The sequence below is a fragment of the Ferruginibacter profundus genome, assembly GCF_054783275.1.
The window spans coordinates 2,077,710-2,099,962 of the sequence record NZ_BAAGQW010000001.1 but is presented as its reverse complement, the minus strand read 5'-3'; the positions used below and the strand labels follow the sequence as shown (position 1 = coordinate 2,099,962).

General features: G+C 40.0%; 15 protein-coding genes. 7 read left to right on the top strand and 8 right to left on the bottom strand.

Annotated features, from left to right (window positions below; genetic code table 11):
• Positions 1-34 precede the first annotated feature (34 nt).
• From gltB to ACYVM0_RS08850, 4 genes are all read left to right on the top strand, one after another.
• Positions 35-4,597 carry a glutamate synthase family protein gene (gene gltB / locus ACYVM0_RS08865; RefSeq protein WP_460555590.1) on the top strand — a complete coding sequence of 1,521 codons (4,563 nt, stop codon included), beginning with the start codon at positions 35-37 and terminating at the stop codon, positions 4,595-4,597.
• Between the two features lie 211 nt (positions 4,598-4,808).
• Complete coding sequence (locus tag ACYVM0_RS08860; protein WP_460555587.1) at positions 4,809-6,272, top strand: glutamate synthase subunit beta; 1,464 nt, start codon at positions 4,809-4,811, stop codon at positions 6,270-6,272.
• 266 nt (positions 6,273-6,538) lie between these two features.
• Positions 6,539-7,933 (top strand): ammonium transporter, encoded by a 1,395-nt coding sequence (locus tag ACYVM0_RS08855; protein WP_460555585.1) that lies wholly within the window; start codon positions 6,539-6,541, stop codon positions 7,931-7,933.
• Between the two features lie 98 nt (positions 7,934-8,031).
• Positions 8,032-9,117 carry a porin family protein gene (locus ACYVM0_RS08850; RefSeq protein WP_460555582.1) on the top strand — a complete coding sequence of 362 codons (1,086 nt, stop codon included), beginning with the start codon at positions 8,032-8,034 and terminating at the stop codon, positions 9,115-9,117.
• 123 nt (positions 9,118-9,240) lie between these two features.
• Here ACYVM0_RS08850 and ACYVM0_RS08845 read toward each other — a convergent pair whose 3' ends face one another.
• The gene (locus tag ACYVM0_RS08845) at positions 9,241-11,802 is read right to left on the bottom strand and encodes a phosphoenolpyruvate carboxylase family protein (protein ID WP_460555579.1); all 2,562 of its coding nucleotides are present in this window, start codon (positions 11,800-11,802) and stop codon (positions 9,241-9,243) included.
• Between the two features lie 286 nt (positions 11,803-12,088).
• Between ACYVM0_RS08845 and thrA the strand changes: the two genes are divergently transcribed.
• The 3 genes from thrA to thrC all read left to right on the top strand — a co-directional run bounded on the left by thrA (position 12,089) and on the right by thrC (position 17,044).
• Positions 12,089-14,533, top strand: coding sequence for a homoserine dehydrogenase family protein (gene thrA, locus ACYVM0_RS08840; RefSeq protein ID WP_460555576.1), 2,445 nt, complete (start codon positions 12,089-12,091; stop codon positions 14,531-14,533).
• A 93-nt stretch (positions 14,534-14,626) separates the two neighbouring features.
• Positions 14,627-15,559, top strand: coding sequence for a homoserine kinase (locus tag ACYVM0_RS08835; RefSeq protein WP_460555574.1), 933 nt, complete (start codon positions 14,627-14,629; stop codon positions 15,557-15,559).
• 186 nt (positions 15,560-15,745) lie between these two features.
• Positions 15,746-17,044 (top strand): PALP domain-containing protein, encoded by a 1,299-nt coding sequence (gene thrC / locus ACYVM0_RS08830; RefSeq protein ID WP_460555572.1) that lies wholly within the window; start codon positions 15,746-15,748, stop codon positions 17,042-17,044.
• 53 nt (positions 17,045-17,097) lie between these two features.
• Here the strand turns inward: thrC and ACYVM0_RS08825 are convergent, their stop codons facing one another.
• The 7 genes from ACYVM0_RS08825 to ACYVM0_RS08795 all read right to left on the bottom strand — a co-directional run bounded on the left by ACYVM0_RS08825 (position 17,098) and on the right by ACYVM0_RS08795 (position 22,230).
• On the bottom strand, positions 17,098-17,304 hold the full coding sequence (locus ACYVM0_RS08825; protein ID WP_460555569.1) for a DUF4177 domain-containing protein: 207 nt from the start codon (positions 17,302-17,304) through the stop codon (positions 17,098-17,100).
• Between the two features lie 56 nt (positions 17,305-17,360).
• Complete coding sequence (locus ACYVM0_RS08820) at positions 17,361-17,810, bottom strand: hypothetical protein (protein ID WP_460555566.1); 450 nt, start codon at positions 17,808-17,810, stop codon at positions 17,361-17,363.
• A 274-nt stretch (positions 17,811-18,084) separates the two neighbouring features.
• Positions 18,085-18,690: a thioredoxin family protein gene (locus ACYVM0_RS08815; RefSeq protein ID WP_460555563.1), complete on the bottom strand. Its 606-nt coding sequence runs from the start codon at positions 18,688-18,690 to the stop codon at positions 18,085-18,087.
• A gap of 51 nt (positions 18,691-18,741) precedes the next feature.
• On the bottom strand, positions 18,742-19,716 hold the full coding sequence (locus ACYVM0_RS08810) for a YihY/virulence factor BrkB family protein (protein WP_460555559.1): 975 nt from the start codon (positions 19,714-19,716) through the stop codon (positions 18,742-18,744).
• A 22-nt stretch (positions 19,717-19,738) separates the two neighbouring features.
• Positions 19,739-20,758 (bottom strand): endolytic transglycosylase MltG, encoded by a 1,020-nt coding sequence (mltG, locus tag ACYVM0_RS08805; protein WP_460555556.1) that lies wholly within the window; start codon positions 20,756-20,758, stop codon positions 19,739-19,741.
• A 223-nt stretch (positions 20,759-20,981) separates the two neighbouring features.
• A complete protein-coding gene (secG, locus tag ACYVM0_RS08800) occupies positions 20,982-21,332 on the bottom strand; it encodes a preprotein translocase subunit SecG (protein WP_460555553.1) in 351 nt (116 codons plus the stop codon).
• 1 nt (position 21,333) lies between these two features.
• Complete coding sequence (locus ACYVM0_RS08795; RefSeq protein WP_460555550.1) at positions 21,334-22,230, bottom strand: hypothetical protein; 897 nt, start codon at positions 22,228-22,230, stop codon at positions 21,334-21,336.
• Between the last annotated feature and the right edge of the window lie 23 nt (positions 22,231-22,253).

Genomic DNA, 22,253 nt, shown 5'->3' with positions numbered 1-22,253 from the left:
GAACTTTGGTTCATAAATAAAACTGCTTAACAAAATGAATGAACAAAAAAAGACAGCAATGTTGAACAACGCTATTCCGGTTAACACCAGCAAAGGCTTGTATGATGAACGATACGAGCATGATGCCTGTGGTATTGGTTTTGTAGCCAATATAAAAGGTAACAAATCGCACCAGCATATTGCTGATGCATTAACCGTGTTGGAAAACATGGAACATCGTGGTGCATGTGGTTGCGAAAATAATTCCGGCGATGGTGCCGGTATTATGTTACAAATGCCACACGAATTCTTTTTTGATGAATGTATAAAATTAGGGGTGCATCTGCCGCCATTCGGAAAGTATGGCGTGGGCGTAATGTTTTTTCCAAGAGAAATAAGATTGCGTGAGGAATGCCGTGCCGTATTTAACAGGGCTGCCGAAAAATTAGGTATGGAAATTCTTGCCTATAGAAAAGTACCTGTAAATACAGAAAACATTGGACCTACTGCACTAAGTGTAGAGCCTGAAATGGAGCATGTTTTTATTGCCTGTCCCGACAATGTGAAGAATGCAGATGAATTTGAACGTAAACTTTTTGTGTTGCGTAATTATGCACAACATACTATCAATAGCACCGTAAGAAAAGATGCGATTGGTTTTTACATTGCTTCATTATCGTATAAAACGATCGTTTACAAAGGGCAATTAACCAGTACGCAGGTACGCAATTATTTTCCTGACCTGAGTAATAAAAGAGTGGTGAGCGCTTTTGGTCTGGTGCATTCCCGTTTTGCTACCAATACTTTTCCTTCGTGGAAATTGGCACAACCATTCCGCTACATTGCACATAATGGAGAGATCAATACTTTGCAAGGCAATATCAACTGGTTAAAAGCTGGTGAGCATGAATTTACTTCTACCTTTTTCAGTAAAGAAGAAATGGAAATGTTATTGCCTGTGGTAACCAGCCAGCAATCTGATTCTGCATGCCTGGATAATATGATCGAGTTATTATTATTATGCGGCAGAAGTTTGCCGCATGTAATGATGATGCTCATTCCCGAAGCATGGGATGGCAATGAAGATATGGACCCGGTTAAAAAATCTTTTTACGAATTCTATGCCTCTATCATGGAACCATGGGATGGGCCGGCTTCTATCTCCTTTACCGACGGAAAAATAATTGGCGCTACATTGGATAGGAACGGATTACGTCCTTCAAGATATTGTGTTACCACCGACGACAGGGTGATCATGGCCAGTGAAACCGGCGCATTACCTGTTGATCAGAAATTAATAAAAGAAAAAGGAAGGCTGCAACCCGGCAAAATGTTTGTAGTGGATATGGAGCAGGGAAGGATCATCAGTGATGAAGAACTGAAACAAAAAATATGCAGCCAGAAACCTTATGGCGATTACCTGAATCAATATAAAATCCGGTTGGAAGAAATTGATGAACCAAGAGTTTCATTTACTCATTTATCCGACGCTTCTATTTTAAAATATCAAAAAGCATTTGGTTATTCTACAGAAGATATTGATACTATTTTAAAGCCAATGGCTTTGGATGGTAAAGAACCTATTGGCTCAATGGGTACTGATGTGCCATTGGCAGTACTGAGTGATCAGCCACAACATTTAAGTTCTTATTTCAAGCAATTGTTTGCACAGGTTACCAATCCGCCGATCGATCCGATAAGAGAAAGGTTGGTAATGAGTCTGGCTACATTTGTGGGTAACAATGGTAATTTATTGGATGAAAGTCCTGAGCATTGCCATACGGTAGCACTAAAACAACCGATATTAACCAGTACCGAATTAGAAAAATTAAGAAGTATTGATACCGGGATTTTCCAGGCAAAAACCCTGCAAACCTATTTCCGTGCTGATGAAAAGCCGGGCTCTTTGCAAAGAGGTTTGGAAAGATTATGCCGCTATGCAGAAGATGCAGTACATGATGGTTTTGAAGTATTGATACTGTGTGACCGTGCTGTGGATAGCGATCACGTTGCTATTCCCTCACTGTTAGCCACAGCCGCAGTTCATCATCACTTAATTCGTAAAGGGTTACGTGGGCAGGTAGGTATTGTGGTAGAAGCAGGAGACGTTTGGGAAGTGCATCACTTTGCATGTTTGCTGGGCTTTGGTGCTACCGCAATCAATCCATACCTGGCAATGGCCGCCATCAGGAACATGAAAGTGAACGGTGTAATTAAAACTGATTTGGAATGGAGGGATCTGCGTAAAAATTATATTAAAGCAGTCTGCGATGGTTTATTGAAAGTATTTTCCAAAATGGGCATCTCTACCTTACAATCCTACCAGGGCGCACAGATTTTTGAGATATTGGGTTTGCACAGGGACGTGGTAGATAAATATTTCACCGGTGCCGTAAGCCGTATTGATGGGGTTACGTTAGATGGTATTGCAAAAGAAGCACTGGCAAAGCATATGCAGGCTTTCAGCAAAAAAAATATTCCTGTAGACAGGTTGCCCGTTGGTGGAATTTACCAGTGGAAGCGTAAGGGAGAATTTCATTTATTCAATCCCACCACCATTCACTTGTTGCAATATTCAACCAAGATGAATGATTATGCTACGTTTAAAAAATATACCAAACATGTAAATGATCAGAGTGAAAAAGCAGCTACACTAAGGAGCTTGTTCCAATTTAAAAAGAACAGGCCTTCCATTTCAATTGATGAAGTAGAGCCGGCAGAAAATATCTACAAACGTTTTGCAACGGGCGCCATGAGTTTTGGTTCCATCAGTTGGGAAGCGCATACTACATTGGCCATTGCCATGAACCGCCTTGGCGGTAAAAGCAATACCGGCGAAGGTGGAGAAGATGACAGGCGCTATGATAAAATGGCCAACGGAGATTCTATGCGTTCTGCCATCAAGCAGGTAGCATCGGCACGTTTTGGGGTTACCAGCTTGTACTTAACTGAAGCAGATGAATTGCAAATTAAAATGGCGCAAGGTGCAAAGCCGGGTGAAGGCGGACAGTTGCCCGGGCATAAAGTAGATGAGTGGATCGGTAAAGTGCGTCATGCCACACCGGGTGTGGGATTAATTTCGCCACCGCCGCATCATGATATTTATTCTATTGAAGACCTGGCACAATTAATTTTCGATCTTAAAAATGCCAACCGTGCCGCAAGGATCAATGTAAAACTGGTGAGTAAAGCTGGTGTGGGTACTATTGCTGCAGGTGTTGCCAAGGCAAAGGCAGATGTAGTGCTGATTTCCGGTTTTGATGGCGGTACCGGAGCTTCGCCGATAAGTTCTATCAAACATGCCGGGTTACCGTGGGAGTTAGGTTTGGCAGAATCGCATCAAACCTTGGTAAAAAATAAATTACGCAGCCGTGTGGTACTGCAGGCCGATGGGCAAATGAAAACAGCAAGAGATATTGCTATTGCAACTTTACTGGGTGCCGAAGAATGGGGCGTTGCTACTGCTGCGTTGGTGGTGGAAGGTTGTATCATGATGCGTAAATGTCATTTGAACACTTGCCCTGTTGGTGTGGCCACACAGGACCCGGAATTAAGAAAACGATTTACAGGTAATGCTGATCATGTGGTGAACTTTTTTAAATTCTTAACACAGGAATTAAGAGAGATCATGGCAGAACTGGGTTTCAGAACCATTAACGAAATGGTAGGCCAGGCAGAATGTCTGGAGCAAAGAGAAAATATACAGCATTGGAAATATAATAACCTTGATCTGTCTGCTATTTTATACAAAGAACCGGCTTCTGCATACACCGGCTTGTATAACATGGAACAGCAGGATCATGAACTGGAAAAAGTACTGGATTGGAAATTGCTGGAAGCTGCAAAGCCGGCTTTGGAAAAGCAACAAAAAGTTACCGCTACATTCGATATAAAAAATACCGACCGTACAGCAGGTACCATATTATCCAATGAGATCACTAAGATTTATAAAGCTGCAGGTTTACCTGAAGAGACCATTCACTTTAAATTCAATGGTACAGCAGGGCAAAGCTTTGGCGCTTTTAATACCAAAGGTGTTACCCTGGAACTGGAAGGAGATGCCAATGACTATTTCGGCAAAGGATTAAGTGGAGCCAGGTTAATTGTGTATCCTTCAAAAGATGCCGGTTTTATACCAGAAGAAAACAGCATTATCGGCAACGTGGCTTTTTATGGTGCTACTGATGGCGAAGCCTTTATAAGAGGTAAGGCAGGCGAACGTTTTGGGGTACGTAACAGTGGTGCCAATGTGGTGGTGGAAGGAGTGGGAGATCACGGTTGCGAATACATGACGGGTGGTAATGTTATTATCCTTGGTGCAACCGGTAGAAACTTTGCAGCAGGCATGAGCGGTGGAATTGCTTATATATACGATGTACAGCACCAGTTTGAAAATCTTTGCAATAAAGAAATGGTTGATCTTGATCCTGTGGCAGAAGAAGATGTTCCGTTCCTGCAGGCAATGATTCAAAAACATTTTGATTATACACAAAGTACGGTAGCAAAATTTGTGCTGAATGATTTTGAAAGCCAGCTGAAAAATTTTGTAAAAGTATTCCCTGCCGACTATAAAAAAGCATTGGCGGGAAGAAAGGAAAAAGTAAAGGTGAGCAAGTAATATGCAAGGGTGGGTCACTCCTTAAAGAGTGGCTCATCCGGCCAAATGAAGAGCGCTGTATAATTCAGTGAACTGTTTTTGTAAAACACAATTAAGGTTCAATAAAGTTGTGTGGTACAATCGGATGTTTCAGACGACGTCAATGCAACCAAATTGAATTAGCAGGACTTGCTAAAAAATAAACAACTAACAACAAACAACAAATATTACAATGGGAAAACCAACAGGTTTCTTAGAATTTACCAGGGAGCTTCCGGCAAAACGTAAAGTGGAAGAAAGATTAACTGATTACAACGAATTCATTCAGCGGTATACAGATGAAAAGCTGAATGAACAATCCGGCCGTTGCATGAATTGTGGTGTACCATTCTGTCATAATGGATGCCCGCTGGGTAATATCATTCCCGAATTCAATGATGCGGTGTATCGTAAAGAATGGAAAGAGGCTTATGACATCCTTGCTTCCACCAATAATTTCCCTGAGTTTACAGGAAGAATTTGCCCTGCACCCTGCGAATCTGCCTGCGTGTTAGGCATCAATCAACCTGCTATTACTATTGAAGAAATTGAAAAGCATATTATAGAAATAGCTTTTGATAAAGGATTTGTGCAGCCTAAAAAATCAATTATACGTACCGGTAAAAAAATTGCGGTAGTGGGTAGCGGCCCTTCCGGCTTAGCAGCTGCGGCTCAGTTAAATTATGCCGGCCACTATGTAATGGTATTTGAAAGAGATGATGCACCCGGTGGATTATTACGCTATGGTATACCCGATTTTAAGTTGGAAAAATGGGTGATTGACAGGAGAATAAAATTAATGGAAGAGGAAGGTGTGGTATTTCGCTGCAATGCTAATGTGGGGGTTGATGTAAGCATTAATGAACTGCTGAGAGAATTTAATGTAATTGTTTTGGCAGGCGGATCTACTATCCCGAGAGATTTAAAGATACCGGGCAGGGAATTAAAAGGTGTTCACTTTGCCATGGATTTTTTAAAGCAGCAGAATAAAAGAGTATCGGCAAGGGAAGTTGGGGTAGAAGATATTATAGCCGCTGATAAAAATGTAGTGGTAATTGGTGGTGGTGATACAGGCAGTGATTGTGTAGGAACTTCAAACCGCCAAAAAGCAAAATCGGTTACGCAATTTGAATTACTGCCTAAACCACCGGAAAGCAGAACGCCGTTTATGCCATGGCCTACTTACCCGATGACTTTAAAAACATCCTCATCGCATGAAGAAGGAGCCAGCAGAAACTGGGCAATAGCTACAAAAGAATTTATTGGCGACGGTAATGGCAATTTAAAGGCATTGAAAATTGTAGACCTGGAATGGGCGATAACTGAAGATGGAAGGCCGGCAAAATTTGTAGAAAGGGCCGATAGTGAAAGAGAGATCCCCTGCGACCTGGCATTTTTGGCCATGGGTTTTTTGCATCCGCAACACGAAGGCCTGGTACAGCAACTGGAAATTGAGCTGGATGAAAGGGGAAATGTAAAGGCAACGGAGGCCGCTTATCAAACCAATATTCCTAAGATATTTACTGCCGGCGACATGCGTCGAGGACAATCTTTAGTGGTTTGGGCCATCAGCGAGGGCAGGGAGTGTGCCAGGAAAGTGGATGAATTTTTAATGGGCACTTCATTACTGGAAACAAAAGACAGCTTTTTAAAATAAAACAGCGTTTATATTATCTGCACAATATTTCCTTTGCTTTTTCCGGCAAAGGATTTTTTTTAACCTAAAATACATATTATAAAATAAAATATCTTATACTTTTTTGATAAAATCTATCAAATAATATGAATTGAGAACGTTGCAATTGATTTTTTTCGAATTGTTTAAAAAAAAACTTAAGAAAATATGATATTTGTAACAATTATCTATATATTTGTTTCAAGAGGAACACATTTATTTTTAATTAATATAAAAGCAAAACGAGCATGAAAAATCTAAGTTTAGCAAAATTAGCGCCCTTCTTCATTTTGGCCATTGTTGCCATTGGAGCAATCTTTATTCCGTCTTTACCCAACTTCGATGATGGAAAATTTAACGGTGCAGATGTTGCCTGGATAATTGTTGCAACAGCCCTCGTTTTTTTGATGACTCCCGGTCTTGCATTTTTTTATGGTGGTATGGTACACAGAAAGAATGTGATCAGCACTATGATTAAAAGTGTGGTAGCTGCCGGAGTAGTTAGCGTACTTTGGGTAGTAGTGGGATATAGTCTTTGTTTTGGTCCGACTATTGGCGGTTTTATTGGTAACCCAATGACGCATCTTTTCTTTAAAGGTGTGGCATCCGGTGCACCTCTTTTGCCCGGCGCAACAGCTCCTCTTACAATTCCCCTTTTATTATTTGCATTATTTCAATTAATGTTTGCGGTTATCACGCCAGGCCTGGTTGTGGGTGCCGTTGCAGAACGTATAAAATTTACAGCTTACATCCTGTTTATAGTGTTATTCAGTTTACTGGTATATGCTCCGTTGGCACATTGGACCTGGAACCCTGAAGGATTTTTATTTAAATGGGGTGTATTGGATTTTGCAGGTGGTACCGTGGTACATATTTCTGCAGGTTGTGCAGCTTTGGCAGGTGCCCTGGTTTTAAAAAGAAGGCAATCACATATTGATCAGAAAGAAATTCCACCAGCTAATATTCCTTATGTGTTAATAGGAACCGGTTTACTATGGTTTGGCTGGTTTGGTTTTAATGCAGGCTCTGCTTTAGGTGCAACTACTTTATCTGTTTCGGCATTTGCTACTACTAATACTGCTGCTGCTGCTGCCGGTTTAAGCTGGATGTTCTTTGATGTATTGAAAGGAAAAAAACCATCTGTATTAGGCTTTTGTATTGGTGCGGTAGTTGGCCTTGTGGCTATTACACCTGCTGCAGGTTTTGTTGCTATTCCTCAAAGTATTTTTATCGGTTTTGTAGCCGCAATTATTTCTAACGTTGCTGTGTATTACAAATCAAAATCAAAATTAGATGATACACTTGATGTATTTCCATGCCATGGTCTTGGTGGTATGGTAGGTATGATCCTTACCGGTGTTTTTGCCACTAAATCTGTAAATGGTGCAGGCGCCAACGGATTATTGTATGGAGAAACTGCATTCTTTTTTACACAGCTTAAAGGTTTGGCCATTGTAGTTGCCTATAGCTTTACCGTATCCTTCCTGATTTTTAAATTCATCAATTTCATTTTACCTATACGTGTTAGCCAGGAAGAAGAATTACTCGGACTGGATGCTTCTCAACACAACGAAAATTATACACAGGGTACATTGTTGGTACAAACCGACGGTGGTATTAAAGAAACTCTTGTAGAAGATTAATAAGAGAACAGATTAGCAAAAAAGGTACAACCATAATATGAGCTTCTGGACAAAGTTCATTGGTTGTACCTCTTATTTAATAATTAAAATCAATTACAATGTTAAGAAAAATTTCTTTGGCAGCAATCGCTGTCCTGGGTTTTAATGCCCTGAATGCCCAGGATTCTACAAAAACGCTCAGTTTTTCCGGTTCTGTTGATGGTTATTACCGTTACAATTTTGCAGGAAAAACCAACAACTACACCAGTTTTACCAATTCGCAAAGTTCTTTTGAATTAGGCATGGCTTCATTAAGGGCAGATGCCACTGCTATGTCTGGCAAAGTAGGAGCTACTGTAGATTTAGGTTTTGGCCGCAGGGCAGAGGAGTTTTCCTATAACGATGGTAATGATAACGTTGGAACGGGGTCAGATAAGAACGGGTTCTTATCCCTGGCTGCAATCAAGCAGGCATATATCACTTATGCACCTTCTTCCAAAGTAAAATTTACTGCCGGTAAATTTGCTACTCATGTTGGATACGAACTATTGGATGCCCCGTTAAACAGGAACTATAGTATGAGTTATATGTTCACCAACGGGCCATTTTTTCATACCGGTTTAAAAGCAGATATCACTGCAGGTCCGGTTGCATTTATGATTGGTATTACCAATTATACTGATCAAACTACCGCTACCACCAGTGTAAAGAATTTAATTGCACAGTTCAGCGGCGGCACTAAGAATGGTAAATTAAAATTCTACCTTAACTACTCTGGCTTTGCAGGCTCTGATGCCGGTAATAACCCAAGTGGCTTAAAATCGCTTAACCAGGTTGACCTGGTGGTACTCGGTACCGTTAGTAGTAAATTTAATATCGGGTATAATGGTACCGTGCAGTCAAGAAAGCCCGTTAGCGGCAGCAGCGGCAGCTGGATCGGTAATGCATTGTACCTGAATTTTGATCCTTCTGCTAAAACAGGTATTACTTTAAGAAGCGAAATTATCAGCGATAGTAAAACCATTTACTATGGTACTAAAAGCATTTTCGCCAACACACTTTCTGTAAATTGCAAAGTAGGTCCGCTTACAATCATTCCGGAATTAAGATTTGAATCTGCACAAAGCAATATCTTCCTGAAAAGTAATGGATCGGGCACTAAATCTACTGCAACTGCATTAGTGGCAGCAGTATATAAATTCTAATTACGTTTTTTTATATGGCAGGCAATCGTAAAGAGAGCCCCTGTTTTTACAGGGGCTCTCTATTTTTCTTTCAGAAATTTTATTTGTATCTCTTTTCAAAAAAGTTGACAGGGATAACCTGGCTTATGCCGAATTTCTTCCTGCATTAATGATACCGAATGATGAACGGATCACTAACTTCTCATAAGTTTCCCTCACAGGCGAATTTACCAGCTGCTCATCCATCTCCCTCATTTTATTAATAGCATATTGCTGTATGGTCAATAAGGGCAATACAATTTTTTCTCTCATGGCTATAGATAAACTATCAACCGGGTAGGTGCTCATTAATTCATTGCTGCCGCTTAGCTGCAATACATATTTTTTTGTAAGCTCATATTCCTGGTAGATCTTATTCCATATTTCACCATATTTTTCATCATTACTTAAATACTCTGTTAACGGAAAATAACATTTCTTCATCGCCATCTCACAATTATCCATTAATGTTCTGAAGAAAAGAGAATTACTATACAATTCTTTTACCTGCGAAAATTTGCCAGCTTTTTCCATAGCGGCCAATGCGGTACCTACGCCATAATACCCCGTTACATTTTGTTTTAGCTGCGCCCATGCGCCTACAAAAGGAATGGCACGCAGGTCTTTTAAGGTTAGTTTACTACCGCTGTTCCTTTTGCTGGGCCTGCTGGCAATATTGGTTTCACTGTAAAATTTTACCGGGCTTACATGCGATAAATAATCTAAAAAGTCAGGATGGTTCTTCAGTTCCACATACGCCGCAAAACTTTTATCTGCCAATTGCAGCAGCAGGTCTTCCTCGGCATGTTGTAAAGTAATTGCCTTGCCGCTGAAAAGATCATTGCTTATACCGGCGTGTATCAGTTGCTCAATATTGTATTGTGCAGAATCAATAGTGCCGAAGTTGGAACTTACGGTTTGCCCCTGTATGGTAAGCTGAATTTCTTTATTGCTGATATTCTTTCCCATGCTGGCATAAAACTGGTGTGTTTTACCGCCGCCTCTTGCAGGCGGGCCACCGCGGCCATCAAAGAACACCACATCAATATGGTATTCTTTAGAGATCTTTGTAAGCGCTTCTTTAGCTTTATAAATACTGAAGTTGGCCATTAAATAACCACCGTCTTTGGTACCATCACTAAAGCCCAGCATGATCGTCTGCCGGTTATTTCTCAGCTTTAGATATTTTCTGTACACAGCATTGCTGTACAATTCATTCATGATGGCTGAAGCACGCTGCAGATCATCAATGGTTTCAAACAAAGGAACAATATCCACCGTTAAAGCTGCAGCCTTCCAGCCACAACTTAAGAACAAGCCATACACTTCCAATACATTCAATGCACTATTACATTGGCTGATGATATAGCGGTTACATCCGGCCTCACCGTTAAGCTGCTGTATTTTTTTGATGCCATAAAGATTGGTCACTGTATCCTGTACCAATGCATCGGTATAATTTTTTTCTGCAATTACTTCAGGTGCACTGATACAGAAATTTATTTTTTCTGCAGTACTTAATTTGCTGTAAGCCTCACCATGTATGGCTTCCAGCACCACATTGTGCACAGTGCTTTCCTGCCTGATATCCAGCGATGCAAAGTGTAAACCAAAAACATTCACTTTATTGATGAGGTTATTTACCAGGTGAAGGAATAAGCCATTGTGCTGGTAAATGATGATCTCTTTAATTTTATTCAGCTCGCCTAAAATATACTCTTTACTCAGTTCGGTTTGATAACCGGGAATAAAAATATTGTCGTACAATTGTTTTTCCAAACCGTTTAAAATAACATCAATGCCCTTAAAAGTCAGCCTGCGCTTGATTCTTCTTATTTCAAGATAGTAGCACTTGATAATACTGCCTCTTAAAGCATGGGCCACTTTTAAGGTGATCTCGGCAGTTACAAAAGGATTGCCATCCCTGTCGCCACCGGGCCAGAAACCCATATTGATCAGCGATCTGTTTTGTGGTAAGGCGTCAGCAAACTGGTTTTTTAAAAAAGAAGTGATCCTTCCTGCAGCCAGGTAAAATACATTTTCCAGGTACCAAATTAAGCTTACAGCTTCATCAAAAGGAGTGGGCCTTTGCTTTTGCAAAAAAGGTGTTTTACCCAATTGTTGCAAATAGATATTGATCTTGGCTGCATCGTTTTCGGACAACGCTTTACTAAGGTCATTAATGATGCCTAACACGGTTCCGGGATAAAACTGGGTAGGGTGTGCCGTTAGTACCAGCTGTACCGAAAAATCATGTAGCTTTTTTTCAAGTTCCTTTTCTTTATTATTTTTTATTACTTCAAGTTCTAGTTGTTTTAATGTGCCGGCACCCGCCATATCTTTTACATCAGTAAATGCAGCATCTTCCAAAGCATCAAATAAAACCACCTGCCGTTCTACAAACTGGATGATCCTGAACAGCATATCCAGTCTTTCTTTTTCAGTTTTAAAAGTGGTGTGTTTTTCAAAAAAATCATCAATGATATCGGTAGGATTCATTTTCTTTTTAAATCCTTCCTCGCAATTACTCAGCAACACCGATAAATAAATACCTGTCTTTTCAATGCGGTGAAAAGGAAGCGATGAAAAAAGGCTGTTGTACAACTGAAATTTGATGCCAACATTGTTATTAAACTGCTGCAAACCCCGGGAACTGTGATGATCCATACTAATCTATGTTAAATATTCAAAAAAATGATGAAAATGGCAGCAATCGGTTAACAAAGATGAAATATTTTTTGATAATATCCAATCATTTTTTATATCTTTGCGTTCTGTTCAGATGAAATACAATAATTCCCATATTGCTCCCCTCTCAAAGATAGTGCTAACTATTTGTGGTACTACAATTTTTACTATTACAACCCTTTAAGGGTTGCACATTTTCATATCATCACTTGGGCTTAAGCTGTTTTCTAAAAGAAAACTATTCTATATCATTAAAAAATAAACAATGCAGGTAATAAAATTCGGAGGCAGTTCGGTAGCATCCGCAGAAAATATCAATAAGGTGGTGGAAATTGTAAAAACCAAAACCGGTACCGGAAAAGTAGCAGTAGTAGTGTCGGCATTGGGCGGCATTACCGACCTGTTGCTGCAATGTGCCCACCTGGCGGCAGCAGGCAATGAATTGTATAAAACCCTGTTACAGGAGATTGAATTACGGCATTTAAATACCGTAAAGGAATTGATTCCCGTTACACAGCAAAGCAGTGTATTGAGTGCTGTTAAAAAAATGAGTAACGAGATAGAAGATATCTGTAACGGTATTTTTTTACTGGGCGAATTATCCGAACGTACCAAAGACAAAATAGTGAGCTATGGCGAATTACTTTCTTCGCAGATCATTGCGGCCAAATTAAAAGTTACTGGTTTGGATGTGGCATGGAAAGACTCCCGGGAACTGATACAAACTGATAGCAGCTTTGGTGCTGCATTGGTGGATTTTGCAAAAACGAATATTGCTATCAATAATTATTTTACAGCCACCGGTTCACCACTATATCTTTTGCCGGGTTTTATTTCGGCTGATGCCAATGGTACCACCACAACTTTGGGACGAGGCGGTTCTGACTATACTGCCGCCATCATTGCCGGTGCGGTAGATGCAAAAGTGCTGGAAATATGGACCGATGTGTCGGGTATGATGACTGCCGATCCGAGAATTGTGACCAACATAAAACTGATCCCTAAAATTTCATACCAGGAAGCGATGGAATTATCGCATTTTGGTGCTAAAGTAATTTACCCGCCCACTATTCAGCCGGTGATGAGTAAGAATATTCCGGTATGGATAAAAAATACTTTTGCTCCCGAAGATGAAGGCACGGTAATTCAAAATGAATCGATGACCAATGGCAGTGCCATACGTGGTATTTCAAGTATCAATAAAATTTCACTATTAAGCCTGGAAGGTAGTGGTATGGTGGGCATTCCCGGTTTTAGTAAAAGATTATTTGAAGCCCTGGCGAATAATAAGATCAATGTTATTTTAATTACCCAGAGTTCATCAGAACATTCTATTTGTGTGGCTGTTGATGCTGCCAACGCTTTAGCAGCCAAACAGGCCGTGGATGCGGCTTTTGCTTATGAAATAGAAACTAAAAAAGTAGAACCGCTGTTTGTTGAGAACGACCTGGCTATTGTGGCCGTAGTAGGCGATAACATGAAAAGCCATACCGGTATTGCAGGTAAGATGTTCAGCGCCATGGGAAAAAATGGGGTTAACATCCGTGCTATTGCCCAGGGTTCTTCTGAAAGAAATATTTCTGCCGTAATAGCATTCAGCGACGTAACCAAAGCGGTAAACGTTTTACACGAAGCCTTTTTTGAAACTACTTACAAGCAGGTGAATGTGTTTATTGCAGGTGCAGGAAATGTGGGTAGTAAATTATTGGCACAATTAAACCAGCAATTAGATTTTTTAAAGAACAGCAATCGCCTTAATGTAAAAATTGTTGGTTTGGCCAACAGTAAAAAAGCTTTATTCAATGACGAGGGTATTGATTTAAATAACTGGCAGGCATTGTTATCCGCAGCTGCCCCCAATACCATTGAAGGTTATATTGATACCATTGTTGCAAAAAATTTACGCAACACTATTTTTGTAGATGTTACCGCAAGCGATGTGGTAGCTGCCTGCTACAACAAATTATTGCAGAAAAGCATTGCGGTGGTAGCTTGTAATAAAGTAGCCTGTTCTTCGGCCTATACCTATTACCAGCAATTGAAAGAAAGTGCCAGGGAATACAATGCAAAATTTTTATTTGAAACAAATGTAGGCGCAGGCTTACCAATCATTGGTACATTGAACGACCTTATCAGCAGTGGAGATAAGATCAATAAAATGCAGGCGGTGCTTAGTGGTACGTTAAATTTTGTATTTAATAATTATGATGGAAAAAAATCATTTGCATCAGTAGTTAAACAGGCGCAGGATGAAGGTTACACAGAACCGGACCCACGCCTGGATTTAAGCGGTAAAGATGTGATGCGTAAAATAATGATCCTGGCGAGGGAAAGTGGAGAAACGATTGAAATGGATGACATCGATAATAATTCCTTTATGCCCGAAAGTTGTATGCAGGGTTCTGTAGAAGATTTTTATGCCGCAATGGAAAAAGAAGAAGCACATTTTAAAGCTATCTACGAAGAAGCTGCTGCCAAAGGCAATAAATTAAAATTTGTAGCTTCTTACGAAAATGGAAAAGCTGCGGTAGGATTACAGCACATCAATCCTGAACATGATTTTTACCATTTGTATGGAAAAGATAATATTGTTCTATTTTATACTAATCGTTATCCGCAGCAACCGATGGTAGTAAAAGGCGCTGGTGCCGGTGCAGAAGTTACAGCAAGTGGTGTATTTGCAGATATCATCAGGGCAACGCACAATTAAGAATACTGCAAAGGTAAGTCACTCCTTAAGAGTGGCTCACCCGGCAAAAAAAATAAGATCGCAACTAAATAGTACTGTTAAATAATCTGGTAAATGAACTCCGTTAAAATTTTAGCTCCTGCAACAATTGCAAATCTTGTTTGCGGTTTTGATATTCTGGGCCTTGCACTCAATCATCCGCAGGATGAAATGCAATTAACACTGAGTAAAGAACCGGGATTAAGAATACAGCATATTGATGATTACAATTTACCCACCGAACCTGCAAAAAATGTAGCGGGTGCAGCATTGCTGGCCATGATGGAAGAATATGGTGATACATCAATTGGGTTTGATCTCACCATTAACAAGATCATCAAACCCGGCAGTGGCCTGGGTTCCAGCGCTGCCAGCTCGGCAGGTGCAGTAGCAGGAGCAAATCATTTACTCAACAATCATTTCAGTAAGCAGGACCTGGTGAGGTTTGCCATGAATGGCGAAAAAGTTGCCAGCGGCGTAAAGCATGCAGATAATATAACGCCTTGTATTTATGGTGGCGTTACATTGATACGGTCTATTTTTCCATTGGATATTATTCCTTTATCGGCGCCGCCGATGTATGTAACCGTGGTACATCCGCAGATAGAAGTAAAAACATCTGATGCACGACAAATATTGCGTAAAGAAGTACAATTGAAAGACGCCATAAAACAATGGGGCAATATCGCAGGATTGGTAGCCGGTTTTTTACAAAATGATTACGAACTCATCAGTCGCAGTCTGGAAGATGTGATCATTGAACCTATCCGTAGTATTTTAATTCCTGGCTTTGATGAAGTAAAACAACAATGTAAAGAAGCAGGTGCATTGGGCGGTGGTATCAGCGGTAGTGGCCCTTCTGTTTTTATGTTGAGTAAGGAAGAACACACGGCAAAAAATGTGGAGCAGATCATGAAAAGTATTTACGATAAAATAGGCGTGGATTATCATACGCATGTTACTACAGTGAATACAGAAGGAGTGAAGGTGGAGAGGCGTGAATCGTGAATGGTGAATCGTCAAATCGTCAATGGTGAATAGCGGATATGCAACCAGAGACGAAAGGCTAAACTCCTAAACCCTAAACTCCTAAACCCTAAACTCCTAAACCCTAAACTCCTAAACCCTAAACTCCTAAACCCTAAACTCCTAAACCCTAAACTCTAAACCAATTAACCAGTTAACTAATTTAAAATGAATTTTTACAGTTTAAATAAAAAATCGCCGGATGTAAATTTTAAGGAGGCCACCATTAACGGTCAGGCGCCGGATAAAGGATTATATTTTCCGGCAACTATTCCGCAGGTAAAAAAAGAAATAATTGCCGGTATTGAAAATATCAGCAACGAAGACATTGCTTTTGAAGTAATAAAACCTTATGTGGGTAATACGATTCATGAAAGCGATCTGTACAACATTGTAAAAGAAACGATCAGCTTTCCGATTCCGTTGGTAAAAGTTACAGAAGATATTTTTTCGCTGGAATTATATCATGGGCCAACATTGGCATTTAAAGATATTGGCGCAAGATTTATGAGCCGTTGCCTCGGCCATTTTGTAAAAGGCAGCGAAAAAAAAGTAACCGTATTGGTAGCTACCAGTGGCGACACCGGCGGTGCTGTTGCCAATGGTTTTTATAATGTGGAAGGCGTTGATGTGGTGATATTATACCCGTCGGGAAAAGTAAGCAGTGTGCAGGAAAAGCAGCTCACCACACTCGGTAATAATATTCATGCACTGGAAGTGAATGGCAATTTTGATGATTGCCAGCAAATGGTGAAAGCCGCTTTTCTTGATGAAGAACTAAATAAAAAATTATTCCTCACATCTGCTAATTCTATCAATGTAGCCCGGTGGTTACCGCAGCAATTTTATTATTTCTTTGCGTACAAGCAATGGATAGAAAAAAATAATCCACCGGTGATTTGTGTACCCAGCGGCAACTTTGGAAATATTTGTGCAGGATTGTTAGCGAATGCATCCGGCTTACCCGTAAAACATTTTATTGCTGCTACCAATGCCAACGATGTAGTGCCGCAATATTTTGCCACACAACACTATCAACCTAAAAAAGCGGTTGCTACCATAAGCAATGCGATGGATGTTGGCGATCCCAGTAATTTTGTGCGTATCATGGAAATCTTTCAGCAGCAATTCAATAACCTTACTGCCAAAGTAAGCAGCTGTAGTGTAACGGATACCGTAACCAGGGAAACATTGCTGTCGGTTTATAACGAACATAATTATTTGTGCGATCCGCATGGCGCTGTGGCCTTCAGGGCATTGGAAGATTATTTACAGCTACATACCAACGATAAAGGTATCTTTTTGGAAACGGCACATCCTGTAAAATTCTATGATGTAGTTGAGCCGGTGATTGGCCAAACAGTTGAAGTGCCGGAGAGTATTAAAGCAGAATTGGCTAAAGAAAAGAAAACTACATTAATTGGTACAGGGGTGGAGGAGTTGAAAAGTTTTTTAATGAAACTGTGATCTTATCCTGCAGCTTAAATTTATTGAAAACCCTATGCCGTAACATAGGGTTTCTATTTTTCTCTTTTAAAAATAAAAATCAGTTCTGTTGTTTCGGCAACTTTCCAAAGCATAGAACTTCCGTTCAGGCCTTCGGCGCTGATGATTTCCCAGCCTTCATTTCCCAGTTCATTAAACCTGTCCAGCATTTCTGTCTGAAAGCTATCTTTTTTCATGTGCTCCCTGGATACAGTTATCATTTTGTATTCAAATTTTTTCATAGCCAATTATCTTTTACTGAAGATACGTGCTATGGCTGAATCTGAATAGCAAAAAATTATTGCCTCCTGAAAGAATACTGATAAGAAGAGAACCCGGTGTAAATAAAACCATCCAATCTGTCGCTGCTTCTTTTAAATTGAGCATCATCAAATTCCCAATCTATAAACCGGTTGGCCGCAAAGTTGGCCAGCCTGATACGCAATACAAGATTATTTTTTTGCTGGTAATCGCCATTGCCATCGTAATAACTCCTGTCTTCTCGGTACATACTCCAGTTACCCGTCAGGGTGATGGTATCGGTATAGGTGGCATTGCCATTATTCTCAAAGCGAAATAAACCAGCTTCATAACCTGTTGTAAGATGATCGCTATGTAAAAATTTTCTTTTTACCACGTCGTCCAGTTTCCAGGTGCCGGGCATTTTACTTTCGGGATCTAATTTAGCGCAGGAAGAAAAAATAAGTATAAGTGTACTTAAAAGTACCAAGAAGTAAATATGTTTCATACAGAAGTGTTTATTGAATTTATCACAAAAACAATTCCGTAAGAGATGCAGGAATAAAATTTGTAAGAATATTAACAGCGATAATGAAAAAAAGAGTAGCTGTAGGGAGGCGTTTTAATCTGTGCTATTACAACACACAGGCAAAAAAAGAACAGACGAGTTTATTAAGTTTACGATAGTGAATAGCGGGCATAAATAATCCCCTATACAAAATTAATCAGAATGATATTCGGTTATAGGGGAATCTTATTATAGTAAAACAGTAAAAATTTATTTACCCTTTTCTCTTGATACCACAACCCACACTCCGGCTTTCTTTATAACTTACTTCTTTACCGGCTACCATTTCAGTAATCGCTTCTTTTAAATGATGGCGCTTTACATTATCAGCGTCAGTTGGATTATCATCAATAGCGCCATGGTAAACCAGTTTTAATTCTTTGTTGAATAAAAAACATTCCGGTGTGCGGTTGGCGCCAAATGCATCTGCCAGTTCATTATTTTTATCAACCACGTAATGCCATTTGTAGCCTTGTTCTTTTGCATAAGCTTTCATGGCTTCGTAGCTGTCTTCATCATTGCGCTGCCCTTCATTGCTGTTTAAAATAATGATGCCTACATTATTTTTTTCGGCGTAGTTAGCCGCTTCAATAGTGCGTTGTTGATTTTTTATTACATACGGGCAGGTGTTGCAACTGAACATAACCAGCACACCATTATCTTTTTTTACTTCTTTTATGCTTACCTCTTTACCCGAAATATCTTTCAGCTTAACATCAGCTTTAGGCATTGCACTGCCAATGGGCAGCACTGTACTTATTGTGAACGCCATTGCTGAAACAGCAATAATAGCAAGTGCAGAGAAAAATATCTTTTTCATAAAAAATAGTTTTATTGAAGTTACTACAACAAAAATGGAAATAAAAACCGCTTATGTAATTTGTTTAACTGCGGCGGCACGGGCTTTTTCTTCTGCTTCACGTTGTTCGGCAATCAGGCGTAAGGATTTGATACTTACATTCAATTCAAAACCAATTAATAGTACCAATGAGTTGATGAAGATAAGTGCCATCAGCATAATGATAGTACCAATGGAACCATACAGTGCATTGTATCGGCCAAAATTATTGACAAAAGTAGAAAACCCGATGGTAGCCAGTAAACTTAAAAAAGTGGCCAGTATGGTACCGGGGGAGGTGAGCTTCCAGCGTTTTTGAACAGCCGGCGCATACTTGTAAATAAAAGCTATAGAATAAAATACCAGGCCAATAATAAATATCCAGCGTACATAGTAAATAAAATCTTTCCAGAAATTACTTTTTACACCAAACCATTTTAAAACTGCCCCTTGTGTGATAAGCAAAATAAGGCAGCCCAGCACCAATCCGAAAATTAAAGTGGTTAAGCGTATGGCTACCCAACGGGTATGCAGGCCTTTTCTTTTTTCGAAGCCGATATAATTTTTGTTGAAAGAACGCATTAAACCCATCATGGCATTAGAGGCAAAGAACAGTGCCAATATTAAACCAAAAGAGAGTAAACCAATCTTGTTGCCATCAATAAAAGAGTCGATGAATTTAATGATATTATTGTTGTAGCCTTTCGCCGGAACAATATCGGTTACCAAAGCGTGCAACTGGATCTTTAAACTTCTTTTAGAAATAAAAGGTAAATTGGGAATTAAGGTAAATAAAAATAAAAATGAAGGAGGGACTGCCATTATAAAATTATACGCTACTGCCGAAGCTCTTTCTGTAAGCCCCACCGTTTTGATCTGTTTGTAAAAAAAACGCAGTACATCGTATAAGGGCACGCCTTCAAAGCCCGGTAAATACCAGTGTTTGCTTTTACGCAAGGCAAAGGCAATGGGTGTCTGGGTTAGTATGATGCGTTCCAGCCGGGTCATTCTGTACTACAAGATACTATTCTCATTTAATATTTATGCTGTCCAGGAAATGCTGGTAGATTTTTGCATTGATCTTGTGTTGTTCGTAACTATCTGTAAAGTTAGACAGCCCCGACCAATCAGGCTTTGCCACAAAGAATAAATAATTGGTAGCCGGAGCATTCAGCACTGCGTCAATTGTTTTAGATGATGGCGTGCATATAGGCCCTACCGGAAGCCCGGCATGAAAATACGTATCGTAAGGAGAGTCTTTTGCGGCCAGTTTATGGCCTTCCTTAATGCGCTTTAAACCAAAATTGCGGAGTGCAAATTTTATAGTGGGGTCAGCTTCCAGCCTTTGCCCCGAATTAATGCGGTTGATATATACGCTGGCTACATTTCCTTTATCGGCTTCTTTGGTAGTTTCTTCCTCTACAATGCTTGCCATAGTGTATACCTGCTGCGGCGTCATCTTTAATGCGGCCGCTTTTTTTCTGCGGTCCTCATTCCAGAATTTTTCCTGGTCGGTATATAGTTTTTTAAAAATTCTTGCAGCGGAGGTATTCCATAAAATGCTATACGTATCCGGTATTACGGCAGTCATTACCGTATTACTGTCCAGGTTGTATTTTTTTAAAGAATCGGTATTATTTAAAATAGCGATCATACTCAGCGAATCGCATTCAAAATTGGCGGCTATCTTTTGTGCAAGGTCCTCTTTAGTTCTTAGCTTGGTAATGACAAGGTTTACCGGCGACTGGTTGCCCGAACGCAGCATACGCACCAGGTTAAAAATACTCATGCCTGCTTTTATTTCGTAACGGCCTGCTTTTACTTTTGCAGGATAACTTAATTTATTGGCCACCTGGTTAAACCAGAATCCGCTGCTGATGATTTTAGCTTCCGTTAAATTATTTTTCACGGCATCATAAGTATCACCTGTTCTTACATAAAAATATTTTTTTTCAGGTGCCGCCACTGTGGGACCAAAAATTTTCCAGGCAATAAAGCCGCCGCAGATCAGTAACAGGGCCAGGATGTAGAGGATCGTTTTCTTTTTCATTTTTATGTTTACGTTTTTCGGGTGGTTACGGTGAGTTTTTTTGTTACGTTTTTTTCTTGTTACGGGTTAATTTGTTAGCGGATATTTCCAGGTCGCAAACTATTAAATAACAAAAATAACCCGTACCCCGTAACAAAAAACAACCCGTAACTTCTGCTCCAAAGTAAAATAAAAAACCCCGGTGTTACCATCGGGGTCATTAAATATTTTATAAAATTACTAATTACTTCTTGTTGGTATCCGGCGCTGCTGCTCCAGGCATTGGAGTAGTGTTAGCAGCGGGGGCTGCTTGTTTTACAGGAGCTGAATTCATATTATTCAGAATGTTGTCGCCACCGGAGTTGCCTGCATTCTTAATAAAATACGGCGAAACGATACAAAGAATACCTACAATGGCTGCAAATAACCAGGTTCCTTTTTCCAATACATCAGTAGTTTGTTTTACACCCATCAATTGGTTGCTGAAACCTCCCAGGCTGGCAGATAGACCACCACCTTTAGGGTTCTGGATCAATACGATCATACCTAATACTACAGAAGCAATAATCACTAAAATTCCGAATAAAACTAACATGTCAGGTTCCTTTTAATTGTTCAATTTTGGCTGCAAAGAAAGCGCTTTTAGAGGGATTGAGCAAACTTAATTTTTGATACACTTCAATTGCCTTGCCGGCCTTGCCCTGTTGCAGCAATACTTCGGCCATGGCTTCGGTAACAATTTCGCCTTCCTTATTGCTTTTAGCTGCCAGTGCCTGTACCGCAATATCACTGATGCCGGCATTGGCCTCAGTATCAGGTACATGTATCTTCTTCATGGTTTTAAGCCATTCTGTAAAGCTCTTCAGTTGTTTGCCCAGTTTATCGGCGGTTTGTACCTCGTCGCTTAATTTAATCCCCTGCGATGCAAAATAATCCACCAGGTGCATGGGTTCAAAAGCGGGGGTATTGTCATCAATCTTACCGGCCTCCAGGTTAGGGATAGTAATTTTTATAGGTGTAATTTCTTCCATAACTGCTTCGTCATCGTTATTATCAGCATTTTCTGCCAGCATCAATTGCTCATCAGTCATGGGCAGTTTTTCTGCTTCAGCTGTTATAGCTGCAGGCTCAATAGTTTCTGCAGGCATTGATTGTTCTGCCACCGGTGGTGGTTGGGTAATCACTACGGTATCATCATCATTGTCTGTATTCTCTTCAGGCAATATAGTGTTTGTTATTTCAGTAGCAGCCACTATTGTATCGGCTGGCTGTTGCAATTGAAAGTTCAACCAAAAAGGGTTATTAAAAAGTACCGCAGTTTTTGCAGTTTGCAATGGGTACGCAGCATCAGTTTCTTTCAGTTGTTGTAATAAATAAAATTGTGCCGGCGCAAAATAAGGATGGTGCCTGGTTACATGCTTCAGAAATTCTTCTTCAGGTAAACCACCCAGGTTTTGTTTAGTGATCAGGTTCAATAGTGGGGAATGCTGCATAATTCAAAGCTAAAACACAAAGC

Bases quoted from the DNA above. Each gene is read 5' to 3' on its own strand.
- ACYVM0_RS08855 (WP_460555585.1), top strand. From the start codon at position 6,539: ATGAAAAATCTAAGTTTAGCAAAATTAGCGCCCTTCTTCATTTTGGCC.
- secG (WP_460555553.1), bottom strand. From the start codon at position 21,332: ATGTTAGTTTTATTCGGAATTTTAGTGATTATTGCTTCTGTAGTATTA.
- gltB (WP_460555590.1), top strand. From the start codon at position 35: ATGAATGAACAAAAAAAGACAGCAATGTTGAACAACGCTATTCCGGTT.
- ACYVM0_RS08815 (WP_460555563.1), bottom strand. From the start codon at position 18,690: ATGAAAAAGATATTTTTCTCTGCACTTGCTATTATTGCTGTTTCAGCA.
- ACYVM0_RS08850 (WP_460555582.1), top strand. From the start codon at position 8,032: ATGTTAAGAAAAATTTCTTTGGCAGCAATCGCTGTCCTGGGTTTTAAT.
- thrA (WP_460555576.1), top strand. From the start codon at position 12,089: ATGCAGGTAATAAAATTCGGAGGCAGTTCGGTAGCATCCGCAGAAAAT.
- ACYVM0_RS08820 (WP_460555566.1), bottom strand. From the start codon at position 17,810: ATGAAACATATTTACTTCTTGGTACTTTTAAGTACACTTATACTTATT.
- ACYVM0_RS08795 (WP_460555550.1), bottom strand. From the start codon at position 22,230: ATGCAGCATTCCCCACTATTGAACCTGATCACTAAACAAAACCTGGGT.
- ACYVM0_RS08860 (WP_460555587.1), top strand. From the start codon at position 4,809: ATGGGAAAACCAACAGGTTTCTTAGAATTTACCAGGGAGCTTCCGGCA.
- ACYVM0_RS08810 (WP_460555559.1), bottom strand. From the start codon at position 19,716: ATGACCCGGCTGGAACGCATCATACTAACCCAGACACCCATTGCCTTT.
- thrC (WP_460555572.1), top strand. From the start codon at position 15,746: ATGAATTTTTACAGTTTAAATAAAAAATCGCCGGATGTAAATTTTAAG.
- ACYVM0_RS08845 (WP_460555579.1), bottom strand. From the start codon at position 11,802: ATGGATCATCACAGTTCCCGGGGTTTGCAGCAGTTTAATAACAATGTT.
- mltG (WP_460555556.1), bottom strand. From the start codon at position 20,758: ATGAAAAAGAAAACGATCCTCTACATCCTGGCCCTGTTACTGATCTGC.
- ACYVM0_RS08825 (WP_460555569.1), bottom strand. From the start codon at position 17,304: ATGAAAAAATTTGAATACAAAATGATAACTGTATCCAGGGAGCACATG.
- ACYVM0_RS08835 (WP_460555574.1), top strand. From the start codon at position 14,627: ATGAACTCCGTTAAAATTTTAGCTCCTGCAACAATTGCAAATCTTGTT.